The following is a 16,723-nucleotide window of genomic DNA, read 5'->3' as shown; positions in this document are numbered from 1 at the left end:
GTTGGAATGAACCTACAAACCATACAGGACAAGTTAAATCAAGAATTTCGCTTTGGTGGGCGGAGGTTGATCTTTTGGTATGATGATAACGCTGAGTTTGCTGAGGAAATTGATTCGTTACAATTAGAAAATGCTAGACTGCATAAGTTGACCGGGGATAACGCCCTGTATACCAAGTACTTTTTGGAGTGCGGGGATATAGAGAACAGTTATCTTGTTTATGCTCCCTTTGCCAAGCCTGCAGATGGTGATAATCATCTGTCAGATATGATTCACTACTCAATGGTGTTTTATGCGGATCGGGTTTCTTTGCTGTGTGCGGATCTACAGATCCCTGAGAAATATAAAGAGCAGTTGGCCCAGTATCCCAAGTTTTGGCGGGCTAATGAAAGAATAGAGAAATTTGCTGCCCTGGGCCTGGAAAGCTATAATGTCGAGACCATTGAGATTGGCATGTTGGCGGTGTTGGCCGGGGTTAAGATACCTAGCTTCGAAGAAGTTCTCAAGACTGTCATCATCGGTGGGGAATATGCTGAAAATAAATATGTCACTGCCTTTACCAAGATGGGCCTGTTGGATTGCTTCTGGCAACTATGTAAGAAGTATTATGGCTATCAAGGGGAAAAACCTACCCTGGAAAAGCTGATGGTAACACTGCTCGTTACCTATACAGCCCATCATTTGCAGGGGGATGTACCCAAGGCCTGGCAGACCTTCCTTTCCTATAAGAAGAACGATATTGCAGTCTTTGTTTCCAATCTTATGAACAATATGCTGCACAAGGATCAGTATGACCGTATTGCGGCACAGATGGCTGTGAAGCTCCGTACCCAAGATTATTTTGACAATATTCCTGTAGAAAATTATCTGGAGTGCGATACCTTTGAAGTCTTCGATGTTAATATTATCAGCCATTTGGCAGCGCTATTGGTTGCCCATGCTGCACCGCTGGCAGCCCATTTTCAAGAGGTCATTGAGAAGCGTAGTAGCAAAAAACATTTTGCGGCCAAGTATCTTTGCTATTATCGGGCCATCCACCAAGCCAATCAGCTCATGGCGGAATTGAAGAAGTTTCATCAAGCCACGGCCAAGGATGCCAATGAAATTATTGGCCTTTATACATCTCATTGGGTGCGGATCGATCAACTCTACCGCAATTTCTATCTGTCCTACGACCAAATCCAGTACCATGACACTTTGCATGAGCTAAGAAACCTGGTGGAGAATATTTACACCAACGGCTATCTCATGAAACTATCCATCCTGTGGGCAGAAAAGCTGGCTAAGGAGGTATCCTACGGTCAATTGACAGGGCTTAGGCAATCTGATTTTTATCAACTGGTGGTGGCTCCGGCCGTAGCCAAAAAGCGTACGGCGGTAATCATTTCCGATGGCTTCCGCTATGAATGCGGCTTAGAACTGCATCAGAGGTTTAAAGAGAAGGTCAATACCCATTCAGAATTGCAGCATATGTTGGGGGTGCTACCTTCCTATACCCGTTTGGGCATGGCCGGACTGTTGCCCCATCATGCCATCACACTGACAGATGAATATGCTGTTTTAGTGGATGGCAAGTCCTGTGTTACCACCGAGCAAAGGGAGAAGATACTAAAGGAACACCATCCCCAGGCGGTGGCCACCACCTATGATCGAGTGATATCTATGAACAGAGAGGCCGTGCAAAGGCTGATTGGCGAGGCAGAACTAATCTATATTTATCACAACCAGGTAGATGCCAGGGGAGACGATGCAGCAACGGAAGATGAGGTATTTGTTGCAGTCCAGGAGGCCATGGATGAGATCATGAAATTGATGCAGAAGCTTACGGTGGACAAGTCCATTACCAACTATATCATTACGTCGGATCATGGCTTTATTTATAAGAGGGATAAGCTGGACGAAAGTGATAAGGTGAGCCTGCACCAACGGGACGGGGCTTATCTTAATAAGCGGTTTATCCTGTCCCAGGCACCCTTAACCATTGAGGGAACCCTGGGCTACTCCCTGGATTATTTGGGAACCCAAAGTAAGGATATTTATGTCACTGTTCCCCGGGGGGCAGATATTTTCAAAGTCCCCGGTGGAGGACAGAACTATGTGCATGGTGGGGCCTCGCTGCAAGAGATCGTGGTGCCCCTGCTTAAAGTTAAAACTGAGCGATACAAAAAGGATGTGGGCCAGGTGGAGGTGGTGCTCACCTCTCTTTGCCGCAAAATTACCAACCTGCTAACCTATCTGGACTTTATGCAGACGGAGAATGTCAGCGATACCCTAAGACCCAGTAAAATCAAGGTTTACTTTGAGACCGAGTCCGGTGAAAAGATATCCGATGAGGAATTGATTATCGCCGACCGCAGAAATGCAGCACCGGAGAAGCGACAGTTCCGAGAGAAGTTTACCTTCCGTAATCGCAAATATGCCAAAGATCAGAAATATTACCTGGTACTTAAGGATGCCCAAGGGGATATGGAAATAGCCAGGTATGAGTTTATCATCGACGTTGCCTTTGCTGATGACTTTGGCTTTAGTTTGTAAGGAGGGATCGTTACCTACATATCAAACCGAGTAGTTTTTTGCCTCGGTTTTTTTATTGTTTAGAAAATTATGCTTTTCTTGAATGGATAATAAAGTGAATTAAGAAACACTATGTTATCCTTAGGGTGAGTTTGTTCTTTCCAACTGTTTCCTAAAGAACAGTATATACGATTGTGTTATAATGATATAGCATAAAATACAGACTAAGACTGGAAAGGATGATGGCTATGCAATGGCACGGCCTTAAGGTTCCGGTTATTTTTTTGACCTTTGTAATCGGCCTAGCTCTTGTTTTTGGCGGACAATGGGTTTATCAACAGTATAATTTTCAACAGCCATTAAATAAGTTATTAGAAAACAAAGAGCTGGTAAAGGATTTTACAATTAAAGAGGATTCGTCTCAATCCCTTATAAAAGTAGAATTATCGAAGGATGCAGGTAATCTAATGATGGCCTATCAGGAGCTTAATCAATTAATTAGTGAGGTTATGGGTAAAAAAGGATATCAAATAGAAATCCTTAGTCAGAGCGATGCTGTACTTGATCAAGTCTTTTATGAAAGCCACCATGTTATTTACCAGGCTCAGGTAATTGGCAATTTCCCACAGGTTTCTCAAAAGGTCGAAGTAGCAGCACAGAAACAGGGAGTAGAGGGTAAAGTTTTTATTGACGAAACAAATATCTATTTACAACTTACTAAACCGGATGGCCACTATTTATATAAAATAATACCTAGGCATGATGCTCGTAAGGTAGTTACCACGGAAGGGGGTGGCCAAATTGCTAAAAGAAATTAGTTTAGGTCTAGGTGCAGCTCTTTTAGTTTTTGGACTAACAGTGGGTTATGATCTTACTCCTTTTATTTTTATATTGGCCTTTGGCGGGGCACTATATTTTTTGGTCTATTCTAAGGGTATGGTGAAAACAGGTATTGGAAACAGCTCTACCTTGCCCAAACGACAAGAAATATCCTTTGATGAAATTGGTGGACAAGGTTCAGCCATCAAAGAACTTAAAGAAGCCCTTGATTTTATAAGAAACCATCATGAAATAAAACAATTAGGAATTCGTCCCCTGAAGGGGATCATTATGACAGGTCCGCCTGGCACAGGTAAAACCCTGATGGCTCGGGCTGCCGCCAGCTATACGGACTCCGTTTTTGTCTCGGCCAGTGGATCTGACTTTGTGGAAATGTATGCTGGTGTGGGTGCCCAAAGGGTGCGCAAAATATTCCAGACAGCCAGGGATGCAGCGGTTAAACAAAAGAAGAAGAACGCCATAATCTTCATCGATGAAATTGAGGTACTGGCCACTAAAAGGGGACAAAATTCCAGTCATATGGAATATGATCAGACTCTGAATGCTCTATTGGTGGAGATGGATGGTTTAAAAATCGATGATCATGTGCGACTGTTGATTATGGCCGCTACCAACCGTGTGGATATGATGGACCCAGCTTTACTGAGACCGGGCCGATTTGATCGTCAGGTTAAAGTTGATCTACCGGATAAAAAAGGAAGATTGGAAATTTTAAAACTTCATAGCAGGAATAAACCCTTAGCCCAGAGTGTTGACATCCTCCAAATAGCCAGGGAGACCTTTGGTTTTTCCGGCGCACATCTGGAGAGTTTAGCCAATGAAGCAGCCATTTTAGCCATGCGAGAAGGGCTAAAGGAAATTGAGCACAGACATTTCCATGAGGCTATTGATAAGGTAATAATGGGTGAAAAACTTGATCGGCGGCCAAATTCGGAAGAATTAAAACGGGTAGCTATTCATGAAACGGGTCATGCTTTAGTGAGTGAATTAGCAAGACCCGGCTCTGTATCTGCCCTAACGGTAACCTCCAGGGGAGGAGCCCTGGGATATATGCGTCAAAACCCGGAGGATGATACCTATCTTTATACCAAGGATTATTTAGAGAATCAAATAGCGGTAATGCTAGCGGGTGCCTTAGCGGAGGAAGTTGTTTACGGCAGTCGCAGTACCGGAGCATCGAATGACTATGAAAAGGCTCTGCATACTGCCCAAACAATGATTAAAGCTGGCATGTCCAGGGTTGGTGTTGTTAGCTTAGAGGATTTACCGGGAGATCTTAAACACACGTTAGTTTCCGAAATTTTGCAGGAGCAGGAACAAAGAGTAATGACTTACATGATTGCCCATAAAATATTTTTAACTTCAACGATGGATGTGTTACTGGAGAAGGAAAAAATTTCTGGGGAAGAATTTCGAAGCCTCTTGGAAAGCCAAACAGCTGCATAAATTGATAATATTTGGAAATAATAAAGAGACCAATTCTACTTGGTCTCTTTGTTGTTTCAGATAATAAAATTTTAGTGAAGGGAAATAAATAGTATCGGAGAATAAGTATATGATACTGTGTGAAAAAGGTGATTAGATGCAAGCGGAGATTATTTTTACAGGTACAGAGCTACTGGTTGGTGAGGTCTTAAATTCCCATGCCCAATATTTAGGTCGGCGCCTTACAGAGATGGGTATTGAGGTTATCCAGCATACTACGGTAGGCGATTATTGGGGACGCATGGGTTTAGTTTTGCTTCAGGCATTGGAGCGGGCAGAGCTTATTTTTATTACCGGTGGTTTGGGCCCGACCATTGATGATCTGACCAAGGAAACAGTGGCAGAAGTATTGGAACTGGATATGAAATTAGATGAGGCCTCCCTGGCAGCCATAAAGAATTATTTCAATAAAAGAGGCATGGAAATGCCCTCCAATAACACCAAACAGGCATTATTCCCAGAAGGTGCCAGGATATTACCAAACACCAGAGGGACTGCCCCAGGGGCCATTGTTGAGGTAGATAAAAAAGCGGTTATTATTTTGCCGGGACCACCCTGGGAAATGGAGACCATGTTTGAAGACTCCGTGGTAGCCTACTTAAATAGTCTACCCCATAGGGGAGTTCTCTGCACCTCTAAGACATTTAGGCTAACTGGTATTGGGGAAAGTACGGTGCAAGAATTAATCGATGACCTTTGCGGTATGGCCAATCCTGAAATATCCTTCTTAGTGCAACCGGGTGTTGTGGAAGTTCGGATAACTGGCCAGGGATCAACTTTGGAAGAGGCCTCTGCACTTGTCCAAAATCTATCGAAGCAAGTAAATAAACGTTTATTTCAATATATTTTTGCGGAGGATGACGAAAAGGTTGAGCAGGTGGTAGGCGAAATGCTGATCGATGCAGGGCTTACCATAGCTGTGGCAGAATCATGCACGGGAGGTCTCATTGAGGCTCGTTTATCTGGTATACCAGGTGCCTCTCGCTATCTGGTGGGTGGCGTGGTAGCCTATACGAATCCAGTAAAAGAAAGAATACTTGGTGTACCCCCTGAAACCCTAGCCCAACACGGGGCTGTCAGTCGTCAAACCGCTATTGCCATGGCTGAGGGAGTTCGCAGAAGGCTTGGCAGTAGTATAGGATTGGCTGTGACAGGGGTTGCTGGTCCTAATTCCAGTGAGGGGAAACCGGTTGGGTTAGTTTATATTGCTTTATCCTCACCTACTGGTGTATGTTATAGAGAATATCGATTTCCGGGGGAAAGAAAGGCCATTCGAAATGGTACCGTCAATGGTGCATTAAAGATGGCTAAGCACTTTTTACAAGGAAAGTAATTTATAGAAGCTAGAAAGAAGGAAATGAATGAATCGTAGAAGAGAGACTATGAACTTTGGTAATCTTGAAATGGATCACAGAATCGTGGAAGGTCTAAAAGAAATGGGATTTGAAGAACCAACACCAATTCAGCAACTGGCCGTGCCACAAATTTTAGCCGGTCATGATATGATTGGTCAGGCCCAGACTGGTACAGGTAAAACAGCAGCCTTTAGCATCCCAATGATCGAAAAGTTAAATCCAAGAAAAAGGGAAATTCAAACAGTAATCATAACACCAACCCGTGAATTGGCCATTCAGGTGGCAGAGGAGATTTCCAAAATAGGACGCTACTGCAGAATTAAGGTTTTACCCATATATGGCGGACAATCCATTGACCGTCAAATAAGATCACTGCGGCAAGGTGTGCAAGTGATTGTTGGTACCCCTGGACGCTTGTTGGATCACCTGCGTCGACAAACTTTGAAGGTTGATCAGGTTGATATGATTATTCTTGATGAAGCGGATGAAATGTTGGATATGGGCTTTATCGAAGATATTGAGGAAATTATTCGACATACACCGGCGGAACGGCAAACCTTGCTTTTTTCTGCCACCATGCCTGGGGAAATTATTAGACTGGCGCACCAGTATATGAAGGAACCCAAATATGTTACGGTTAGTAAGGCCAACCTTACTGTGCCACAGATTGAGCAAGTTTATTATGAGGCACCGGAAAAAAATAAGTTAGAGGCACTTTGTCGCATATTGGACATAAGTGAGATAGCCCAGGGGATCATTTTTTGCCGCACCAAAAGGGGTGTGGACGAATTGGTGGCGGGTTTACAGGCCAGGGGTTTTGCTGCAGCGGCTTTACATGGTGACCTTAGCCAACAGCAAAGAAATGCCGTCATGAGGCAATTCAGATCAGGCGAAGTAGAACTTCTGGTAGCCACAGATGTGGCTGCCAGGGGATTGGATATTGAGGGTGTCTCCCATGTAGTCAATTATGATATACCCCAAGATCCGGAGTTTTATGTCCATAGAATTGGGCGGACAGGTAGGGCAGGCAGATCAGGTGTAGCCATAACCATCATTAGCCCCCGGGAATATCGCCAACTTCGCTTAATTGAAAATATAACCAAGAGTCGTATTAAAAGGGAGAACCTCCCTACGGTGGCTGATGTGGTGGAGCGTCAAAAAGAAACCATTAAGGAAAGAATGCTGCAGATTATCGAAGAGGGTAAGCTTGGTTACTATCGTTCGATTATCGATCCGCTGCTGGATGAGTTTGATCCGATTGATATAGCAGCGGCTGCCCTCAAGCTTTCCATGGATATGGAACCCAGCGTGGATGAGATTAATCTAGATACCGTTAATTTTGGCAATACAGGTGCCAGGCCTGGTATGGTACGGCTATTCCTAACACTAGGCAGAAAAGACCGGACCAGCCCCGCTGAGATTATCAAACTGGTTTCCGATGAATCAGGTATTCCTGGTAGTCAAATAGGCAGCATTAACATCTATGAGAACTTTAGCTTTGTAGAGGTTCCCGAGGACTGGGCCAACTGCGTTATCAGTTGCTTGCACAGACAGCACGTTAAAGGCAGAAGATTATTCGTTGAACCGGCCCGGGCTAGAAGGTAGTAATCACAGGCATTCTAAGCAGGCATATTAGCCAAGTTTATGTGCATATTGGAAAATGTTTTTTTCCAATATGCACATAGAACCTAGGCTGTGGATTGCTTGGCCTGTGATTTTTATTATGCGCGAGTCGGTTTTTTCTAATTGACTAGTTCTTTCATTGGCCCTATAATGAAAGAACGAACATGTGTTTTGGAGGGGGATTTTATGTCCGATAAATTAAAGGCCCTTGAACTTGCTTTGTCCGGTATTGAAAAGCAATTTGGCAAAGGCTCAATTATGAAGTTAGGAGACTCAACGAAATTAAACATAGAAGCAGTTTCTACCGGGGCACTATCCTTGGATATTGCTTTGGGAGTTGGCGGACTTCCCAGGGGTCGCGTTGTAGAAATATACGGCCCGGAATCTTCTGGTAAAACGACGGTGGCCTTGCATGTGATTGCTGAGGCTCAGAAACAAAATGGTATGGCAGCCTTTATCGACGCTGAACACGCCCTGGACCCAGTTTATGCTAAGCGCTTAGGTGTCGATACAGCCAACTTGTTGGTATCCCAGCCGGATACAGGCGAACAGGCTTTGGAAATATGTGAGGCGTTGGTACGTAGTGGTGCTTTGGATGTTGTCGTTGTGGACTCTGTGGCAGCGTTAGTACCCCGGGCTGAAATAGAAGGGGACATGGGTGACACCCATGTGGGACTGCAGGCAAGGTTAATGTCCCAGGCTTTAAGAAAATTAACGGGTATTGTTAGCAAATCCAAAACCATTGTTGTCTTTATCAACCAAATCCGTGAAAAAGTCGGTGTAGTTTATGGTTCTCCCGAGGTAACCACGGGTGGCAGGGCCTTAAAATTCTATGCCTCCGTGCGCATGGATGTACGTAAGCAAGAAAATATTAAACAAGGCACAGATATAATAGGCAACCGCACCAAGGTGAAGATCGTCAAGAATAAAGTAGCTCCTCCCTTTAAACAAGCAGAGTTTGATATTATGTATGGCACAGGCATATCGAAAGAAGGTAGTATTCTTGATGTTGCCACAGAATTAAAGGTTGTTAATAAGAGTGGCGCATGGTATTCCTATGGTGAAGAAAGATTGGGTCAGGGGCGTGAAAACGCCAAGGAATTATTTAGGGAAAGACCGGAATTATGTGCGGAAATTCAGGCTAAAGTTCGTGAAAAGCTATCCCTAGGCAGTGTGCTGCCCTCTGTAGAAGGGATTGTCGAGGAACAAGAGGATGGAGACGAGGATGACATTTAGTCGTTAGCTATTTTGAAAAATGGCCATGAGCCATAGGCTTTAAAACCTTCTATTGATGCCAGCCTGAGCTAGCGAAGGATCTTTCGGCCATTGAAAGGTTAGTCCCAAGATCCTTCGTTGTCACTCAGGAGGACACCGTTTTCATCCTTTTCTGGTGCCGCCGGGTTACCTAAAGAGGGTGCCCCGGACCCTAAAATAATACATGCAAAAAAAGCCCATGGCCCATGGCCAATAGGCTGGCTCAGGGCTAACCGCTAAGGGCTTAAAAAAGCTGACGGCTCAAGGCTTAGGGCTAACAGACGGCAATCTTGACAGTGGCTAAAAAAACTAGTAAAATTACTGTTGGGAGAAAATAGAATTTGATATCTGGCAACAGTTAATATATATAAAATCCAATATATTCCTTAAGGCGCAAACACTATCCTTAGCGGGATTTTTGGCTTTATAGTTAAGCTCCATATCTTTGGTTGTTTGTAATACTGCACCGGATTTGGACAAACCCAGATATCTATTTATTTTCTACCGAGTAATGCTCGGCTTTTTTTGTTTATGATGATCTTGAATTTATATGCTTAATGAGACAGGAGGTGAAAATAGTGGAGTTACAAGTTGTTTTGGTGGCGGTTATTACCACCTTGATCGGACTAGTAATTGGATTTTTTATTCGAAAGAATATTGCCGAAGGCAAAATAGCATCGGCTGAAAGCCAAGCCAAGAAAATAGTTGAAGAAGCTGAGAAGGACGCAGAGGGTAAAAAGCGCGAGGCTATTGTAATGGCAAAGGAAGAAGTTCTAAAACTGCGGAACGAAATGGAAAAGGAAATACGTGACCGTAGAAATGAACTTCAGCGATTAGAAAGAAGACTTCTGCAAAAAGAGGAGACTCTAGACAGAAAGATGGATTCCATGGAAAAGAAAGAGGAATCCTTCAGTCGTAAGGAAGTTGAAATTGAAAATACCAAGGCTGAACTAACAAATGTTTTAAGTCGCCAGTTGGCTGAACTTGAGCGTGTATCGGGGCTTTCATCGGAAGAAGCCCGTCAGATCTTGTTAAATGATGTAGAGAAGGAACTACAGCATGATATGGCCGTAATGATTAAAGAATTTGAAAACCGTGCCAAAGAGGAAGCGGACAAAAAGGCCAGGGACATTATTTCGTCAGCTATTCAAAGATGCGCTGCAGATCATGTGGCAGAAGCAACGGTTGCGGTTATTCCACTGCCTAATGATGAAATGAAGGGTCGTATAATCGGTAGAGAAGGTCGTAACATTCGGGCCTTTGAAACCTTAACTGGTATTGACTTAATTATTGACGATACGCCTGAAGCTGTTATTCTATCCGGTTTTGACCCGATTCGTAGGGAAGTAGCACGTTTGGCCCTGGAGAGACTTATTTCTGATGGACGGATTCACCCTGCTAGGATCGAAGAGATGGTTGAAAAAGCCCAGAAAGATGTCGAGGTACAAATACGTGAAGCAGGTGAACAAGCCACCTTTGAGACAGGTGTACATGGCTTGCATCCTGAGTTGGTAAAACTGCTGGGTAGACTTAAGTTTCGTACCAGCTATGGTCAGAATGTTTTGAAGCATTCCATAGAGGTATGTCATTTAGCGGGATTAATGGCAGCGGAATTGGGTATAGATGTCAAATTGGCTAAACGTGCAGGATTATTGCATGATATTGGTAAGGCCGTTGACCACGAGGTGGAAGGACCACACGTGGCAATTGGTGTAAATTTATGCCAAAAATACAAGGAAAGCCCTGAGGTTATTCATGCCATAGCTGCACACCACGGCGATGAAGAACCAAAAACCATAGAAGCTGTTTTAGTACAAGCTGCAGATGCAATTTCAGCAGCCCGTCCGGGAGCTAGAAGGGAAACCCTCGAATCTTATATCAAACGGCTACAGAAGTTGGAAGAGATTGCAGGGACCTTCGAAGGGGTTGAAAAATCCTTTGCTATTCAGGCAGGAAGAGAGATTCGCATTATGGTTAAGCCTGATAAAATAGATGATATGGCGGCTATTCGCTTGGTGCGAGATGTTGCTAAAAAGATTGAAAATGAACTTGATTACCCTGGACAAATAAAAGTTATTATTATTCGGGAAACCAGGTATGTTGAATACGCAAAATAAAACGACCTTCGGGTCGTTTTGTTTATGCCGCATTTTTTTACATTTATGGTACAAAATAATTTGGCTAAAAAATAATTTCCAGCAGGAAAGTATATTTAATAAAAGAATTATTACTTATTTGGATTGTTAAACAGGTGGTGACTTTAGTTGGATCTTCGCTATCATGGTAAGGAAGACCTTACCAATAGTGTTAGTTTGTTGATTTCGATTCTTATTCGATACCCAGAAGTGGCAAAGATAAATTATGACCCGGAAAGAAAAGTTTTAAACTTTACCTTTATTCACTTAGGTATCTTATCTGATCAGGAATTCGCTGGTTTAAAAAGTAATATACTTAGTAGTATTGAAATGTACAATACTCTTGAATGTAAAACCCCAAAGATGGTAAAACTTGATTATGATATCAGTGATAGTATCACCATGATTGGAATTCAAAGGGATGTCGAAACACTGGTTCAAGAGGAAATTTCTCTAATGGTAGAACTGTTTCGTCACTACATAAAAAATAATCTTGTTACGGATGACAATGAGAGCCTAGTGGATGAGGATTTAGTCGTTCAAGAAGAATTAATCGAGCATATGCTCGAGAGTGTTAAGGCAAAATCTGAAGATAAACGATTATATGCTTTCAGAGATGAAGGACGTGTTCTTGTTTTCAACAAATAGGGAGGCTTCCTAAAAAATTGCGCGTATTAATGATAGGGGACATAGTGGGTCGTCCCGGCAGAAAAGCTCTTTTAGACAATCTTCAGGCACTTCGTAAAGAATTAAAACTCGATTTTGTAATTGCCAACGGGGAAAATGCTGCCGCGGGACACGGGATAACCAAGGAAATTGCCAAACAACTTTTCGCAACGGGTGTGGATGTATTTACGATGGGCAACCATGTTTGGAACAAAAAGGAAATTATACCTTATATAGAGAAAGAAAAAAGGATTATTCGTCCAGCCAATTACCCACCAGGTACCCCTGGTGTTGGTTACAGTATTTTTGAAACACAATTAGGCTATAAACTTGCTGTGATTAATATCTCCGGTAGAATTTTTATGCAGGAGCTGGACTGTCCCTTTCGAAAAATTGATGAAATCTTGTTAGAAATACAAGACAAGGTAAACATTATTTTTGTTGATTTTCATGCTGAAGCAACCTCTGAAAAGGTTGCTATGGGTTGGTATTTGGATGGTCGGGTTACTGCCATATGCGGCACCCATACCCATGTGCAAACTGCAGACGAGAGAATATTGCCGGAGGGCAGCGCCTATATTACAGATATTGGTATGACCGGGCCAAGGGATTCTGTCATCGGGGTATGTACAAATGCCGTCATAGAAAAATTTATTAGTCAAATGCCTCGCCGCTTCGAAGTAGCGGATGGTGATTATCAGTTAAATGCGGTGGTTATTGATCTAAACCCTGAAAATGGTGTTGCAAAGAACATTCAAAGAGTTTTTAACCTTGAATAATTTGTTAAAAAAGGTACTAAAAAGTTTTTTAATTTCATGCAATAGAAGGAATTTTTAGGCGTCTGAAGAATAAAATCTATACAGGGATTAGAACAATCATCCAAACTAACTAAGGAGGTATTACAGCATGGAAGTTTTAAAAGTTTCAGCAAAGTCCAATCCAAATTCTGTAGCCGGAGCACTGGCTGGTGTGCTCAGGGAACGCGGTTGTGCCGAGATGCAAGCCATTGGTGCAGGTGCATTAAACCAGGCAGTGAAAGCCATAGCAATTGCTAGAGGGTTTGTTGCCCCTAGTGGAGTCGATTTGATTTGTATCCCTGCTTTTACGGATGTTATCATAGATGGAGATGAAAGAACGGCTATTAAACTTATTGTAGAGCCTCGCTAAATAAACATATAATTTAGTTAGTTCGGTACAACCTGTTTGCCAAAAGCAAGCAGGTTTCTTGCTTAATATCGACTAATTCATAAAGGGGGGACAAAGATTGCCTGTAATCGATGCACACTGTGATACCTTGACTGTTTTGTTAATGCAGAAGAGAAATCTAGGGGTATTTTCACAAAGGGGACATTTGGATATACCCAGACTTCGTCAAGGTGGTATTCATGTTCAATTCTTTGCTATTTTTGTCGGTCCAGAACAGCATGATCGATCGGTGCCATATACAAATGAAATAATAAAACTTTTTAAACAGGAAATTAAAAATAACCAATCATCTTTGGTACATGCATGCAGCTATCACGATATTGTTAACGCTCATCATGAAGGAAAAATTTCTGCTGTTTTGACCATTGAGGGTGGTGAAGCATTGAATGGAAAAATTGAACAACTTGAGGATTATTATAAACAAGGAATTAGGGGGCTGACTTTAACCTGGAACGGCAGGAATGAATTGGCTGATGGAGTAGGCTTAGGTCCCGAGTCTGCTGGTTTGACCACTTTTGGCAGACAGGTGGTGCAAAGAATGGTAGAATTAGGTATGATGATAGACGTATCTCATTTATCTGAGCCAGCATTTTGGGATCTCATTTCAGAAGTACAGACCCCGATTACAGCATCCCATTCAAATAGTAAATTTATCTGTGACCATTCCCGAAACCTTACGGATAAGCAAATTAAAGCCATCGCAGAGAGTGGTGGTGTCATTGGTATTACCTATGTTCCACAGTTTGTAGATACACAGGAACCAACCATTGACAGAGTGATTGACCATATCGCTCACATTTACCAAGTGGGCGGTATTTCCTGCATCGGGCTGGGCTCGGATTTTGATGGTATTGATGCTACCATAGAAGGTATGCATCATGCTGGCGAGGCAGTTCCTAATTTACAAAGAGCCTTAATGAAAAGAGGATTTACCACGGGTCAAATAGAAAAAATAGCAGGTGAGAATTGGTTAAGGGTGTTTAAAGAGGTGTGTGGGTAAACCCCCTATCGGATGCCGCTTGAGGCATTGGACACAGGGGGACAGTTCTTTTGTGTTCGTCCTCTCTGTACCCTTGGGGGACGAACACAAAAGAACCGTCCCCCTGTGTCCCCCGTGGCCAATTATTGTATATAAAAAAGCAGGGTATACTGAAGAAAAAAGCGGTGATAAAATAGTGTATGCAGATTTACATATTCATACAACGGCATCGGATGGTACAGATACCCCAACAGAGGTTGTCGGTAAAGCATTGAGAATAGGACTCTGTGCCATTGCTATTTCCGATCATGATACGCTGGAGGGGGTTAATGAGGCCAAGAGGGCAGCAGAGAAGTTTAATCTGGAGGTTATTTCCGGGGTCGAAGTAAATACCTTTGTTGATGGTAAAGAAATTCATATTCTTGGGTATCTGATTGATCCAGATAATGATGAATTTGTTAGCAAACTCATGGAACTGCAGGAGGATCGATTAACCAGGATTAAAAAAATGGTTGCAAAGCTAAGGGATCTTGATATACAGATAGATTTAGACAGGGTTTTAGAATTGTCTGCAGGTGGTTCCATCGGACGGCCCCACGTTGCTCAGGCTTTAATGGAAAGTAGTTATGTAGCTAGTTTGCAGGAGGCTTTCACAAAATATATCGGTGTTGGCAAACCAGCCTTTATACCCAGGGAAAAACTCACCCCGGAAGAGGCCATTCGTTTAATCATTAAGGCCAGAGGAGTTCCTGTTTTGGCCCATCCCGGGCTGTCTAAAATAGACTCTTATATAGAAAAATTTATTGCTGCTGGATTAAAGGGATTAGAGGTCTGGCACAGAAATCATACATCATTAATGGTTAATCATTATACCAAATTAGCTGCAGCGTATGATCTAATACCTACCGGCGGCTCCGATTATCATGGTGCCAGACACGATACCTGTAATGTTCTTGGCGGTGCAGTGGCACCTTATGAATCAATAAGGCTACTCAAAAAATCATTGGCATAAAATTAACCAGATTTTCATACCGAACGGAGTTGTGATGTGATGAAGCTAGCGAAAAGAATGGATGCCTTAGTTCCTGGGATATTTACAGAATTGGCCCGGGCAAGGGCAGAGAAGGAAAAAACGGGAACTTCTGTAATCGATTTAAGTATTGGCAGCCCAGATTTACCCCCGGCCCCCCATATTATTCATTCACTGGCCCAGGCTGTAACGAAACTGGATAATTATACTTATCCGATTAGTGGTAAGCTTGCGCTGCATAAAGCCCTAGCGGACTGGTATAAACAGCGTTTTAATGTTGAACTGGACCCAAGCAAAGAGATATTAACCCTAATGGGTTCCCAGGACGGATTAGCACACGTGGCCCAGGCTTTTATCAACCCTGGCGATATAGCTTTGGTGCCAGACCCGGGTTACCCCATTTATTCAGCAGCTATTCTATTGGCCGAAGGTCAGTTATATCCGATGCCCCTATTAGAGGAGAATCAATATCTTCCGGATTTGCAAAGTATTCCGGATGAAATAGCCCAAAAGGCTAAGATGATGACATTAAATTACCCGAATAATCCAGTGGCTGCCTCAGCAAATAAAGAATTTTTTGAACAGGTTGTTGAATTTGCCAAGAAATATGATATCGTAGTTTGTCATGATGTTGCCTATGCGGAGTTAGCCTTTGATGGCTTTAGGCCTATGAGTTTTCTGGAGGTTGCCGGTGCCAAGGATATCGGAATTGAGTTTTATTCATTATCCAAAACCTATAACATGGCAGGCTGTCGGATCGGTTTTGCCCTAGGTAATGCAGACATTTTAGCCGCACTGGGCAAGATTAAATCCAATATCGACTATGGCGTATTTTCTGCTGTGCAGGAAGCCGGTATTGCGGCTTTAACGGGCGATCAAGCTTGCGTAGCAGAGACTGCCGCAACCTACCAAAAACGTCGTGATATCTTGGTGGATGGGTTTGCCAAATTGGGTTGGCAGATGCCAAAACCACAGGCTTCCATGTTTATTTGGGCCCCGATACCCCCAGGACATACATCCTCTATGGAATTTTGCTTGGACTTATTAGATAAAACGGGGATCTTAATGGTGCCGGGAAATGCCTTTGGGAAGCTGGGCGAAGGTTATGTGAGGATAGCCCTGGTACAAAAGGAAGAGGTGTTACTGGAGGCCATAGAAAGAGCTAGGAGTTTCTTTCTCTAGCCTAACTAGTTAAATGTCTATGGAATCACCCCTATGCATATACTACTGTAAGTGTAATTAAGGGGTGGTGTGTTTTGAATAGTAGTGCGGATATTCAGTATCTGCAAAATCGCATCAAAGAGCTTGAGGAAAAGGTTGAGCAACTAAGATTAAGCAGAAGGGTCTTAATGAATCTGATAGAAAAAATTGAGAAGGATAAGTCCTTATTCGTATCTAAATTAGAAAAAGAAAATCGAAAGCTTCATAAAAATAATTATCGTTATGCTCAAAACCTGATTCAACAAAATAGAAGAATTGTCGAGCTGCAAAACAGATTAGAAGATTTTTAAATTGATATGTAAAACCGCTGCTGCGGTTTTTTTATTTACTCTACTGACCCACATAATGCCTTTAAATTGACGGACTGACCGAAGTTCTTGAAAGGGAGCAGTAGTAGAAATTACTGGCTCCCTTT

The 16,723-nt window shown here is 42.8% G+C and carries 14 protein-coding genes; all 14 read left to right on the top strand.

The window, feature by feature from the left end:
• Positions 1-6 precede the first annotated feature (6 nt).
• The 14 genes from pglZ (at position 7) to AC1U9Z_RS03440 (ending at position 16,598) form a co-directional block, all read left to right on the top strand.
• Complete coding sequence (gene pglZ / locus AC1U9Z_RS03505; protein ID WP_479955729.1) at positions 7-2,535, top strand: BREX-1 system phosphatase PglZ type A; 2,529 nt, start codon at positions 7-9, stop codon at positions 2,533-2,535.
• A 227-nt stretch (positions 2,536-2,762) separates the two neighbouring features.
• The gene (locus tag AC1U9Z_RS03500) at positions 2,763-3,332 is read left to right on the top strand and encodes a hypothetical protein (RefSeq protein WP_479955728.1); all 570 of its coding nucleotides are present in this window, start codon (positions 2,763-2,765) and stop codon (positions 3,330-3,332) included.
• Entirely contained in the window at positions 3,316-4,800 is a 1,485-nt protein-coding gene (locus AC1U9Z_RS03495; protein WP_479955727.1) for an AAA family ATPase, read from the top strand. Before AC1U9Z_RS03500 ends, AC1U9Z_RS03495 begins: the two co-directional genes overlap by 17 nt.
• A 136-nt stretch (positions 4,801-4,936) precedes the next feature.
• Entirely contained in the window at positions 4,937-6,172 is a 1,236-nt protein-coding gene (locus AC1U9Z_RS03490; RefSeq protein ID WP_479955726.1) for a competence/damage-inducible protein A, read from the top strand.
• Between the two features lie 28 nt (positions 6,173-6,200).
• Positions 6,201-7,799, top strand: coding sequence for a DEAD/DEAH box helicase (locus AC1U9Z_RS03485; protein WP_479955725.1), 1,599 nt, complete (start codon positions 6,201-6,203; stop codon positions 7,797-7,799).
• 204 nt (positions 7,800-8,003) lie between these two features.
• Entirely contained in the window at positions 8,004-9,053 is a 1,050-nt protein-coding gene (gene recA / locus AC1U9Z_RS03480; protein ID WP_479955724.1) for a recombinase RecA, read from the top strand.
• 575 nt (positions 9,054-9,628) lie between these two features.
• Entirely contained in the window at positions 9,629-11,188 is a 1,560-nt protein-coding gene (gene rny / locus AC1U9Z_RS03475) for a ribonuclease Y (RefSeq protein ID WP_479955723.1), read from the top strand.
• A 147-nt stretch (positions 11,189-11,335) separates the two neighbouring features.
• The gene (locus AC1U9Z_RS03470; protein ID WP_333532177.1) at positions 11,336-11,854 is read left to right on the top strand and encodes a hypothetical protein; all 519 of its coding nucleotides are present in this window, start codon (positions 11,336-11,338) and stop codon (positions 11,852-11,854) included.
• Between the two features lie 17 nt (positions 11,855-11,871).
• A complete protein-coding gene (locus tag AC1U9Z_RS03465; protein WP_333532178.1) occupies positions 11,872-12,651 on the top strand; it encodes a TIGR00282 family metallophosphoesterase in 780 nt (259 codons plus the stop codon).
• 127 nt (positions 12,652-12,778) lie between these two features.
• A complete protein-coding gene (locus AC1U9Z_RS03460) occupies positions 12,779-13,039 on the top strand; it encodes a stage V sporulation protein S (RefSeq protein WP_008413380.1) in 261 nt (86 codons plus the stop codon).
• 97 nt (positions 13,040-13,136) lie between these two features.
• Positions 13,137-14,078, top strand: coding sequence for a dipeptidase (locus tag AC1U9Z_RS03455; RefSeq protein ID WP_479955722.1), 942 nt, complete (start codon positions 13,137-13,139; stop codon positions 14,076-14,078).
• Between the two features lie 175 nt (positions 14,079-14,253).
• The gene (locus tag AC1U9Z_RS03450; RefSeq protein ID WP_479955721.1) at positions 14,254-15,069 is read left to right on the top strand and encodes a PHP domain-containing protein; all 816 of its coding nucleotides are present in this window, start codon (positions 14,254-14,256) and stop codon (positions 15,067-15,069) included.
• 39 nt (positions 15,070-15,108) lie between these two features.
• A complete protein-coding gene (locus tag AC1U9Z_RS03445) occupies positions 15,109-16,269 on the top strand; it encodes an LL-diaminopimelate aminotransferase (RefSeq protein WP_479955720.1) in 1,161 nt (386 codons plus the stop codon).
• Between the two features lie 74 nt (positions 16,270-16,343).
• Positions 16,344-16,598: a translation initiation factor 2 gene (locus AC1U9Z_RS03440; RefSeq protein ID WP_479955719.1), complete on the top strand. Its 255-nt coding sequence runs from the start codon at positions 16,344-16,346 to the stop codon at positions 16,596-16,598.
• The last annotated feature ends 125 nt before the right edge of the window (positions 16,599-16,723 follow it).

The sequence above is a fragment of the Desulfotomaculum sp. genome (assembly GCF_982386235.1).
This window is presented reverse-complemented; position numbering and strand designations above follow the sequence as displayed.

Coding starts and splice junctions, on each gene's coding strand:
- AC1U9Z_RS03485 (WP_479955725.1), top strand. CDS start 6,201: ATGAATCGTAGAAGAGAGACTATGAACTTTGGTAATCTTGAAATGGAT.
- AC1U9Z_RS03500 (WP_479955728.1), top strand. CDS start 2,763: ATGCAATGGCACGGCCTTAAGGTTCCGGTTATTTTTTTGACCTTTGTA.
- rny (WP_479955723.1), top strand. CDS start 9,629: ATGAGACAGGAGGTGAAAATAGTGGAGTTACAAGTTGTTTTGGTGGCG.
- AC1U9Z_RS03490 (WP_479955726.1), top strand. CDS start 4,937: ATGCAAGCGGAGATTATTTTTACAGGTACAGAGCTACTGGTTGGTGAG.
- recA (WP_479955724.1), top strand. CDS start 8,004: ATGTCCGATAAATTAAAGGCCCTTGAACTTGCTTTGTCCGGTATTGAA.
- AC1U9Z_RS03445 (WP_479955720.1), top strand. CDS start 15,109: ATGAAGCTAGCGAAAAGAATGGATGCCTTAGTTCCTGGGATATTTACA.
- AC1U9Z_RS03460 (WP_008413380.1), top strand. CDS start 12,779: ATGGAAGTTTTAAAAGTTTCAGCAAAGTCCAATCCAAATTCTGTAGCC.
- pglZ (WP_479955729.1), top strand. CDS start 7: ATGAACCTACAAACCATACAGGACAAGTTAAATCAAGAATTTCGCTTT.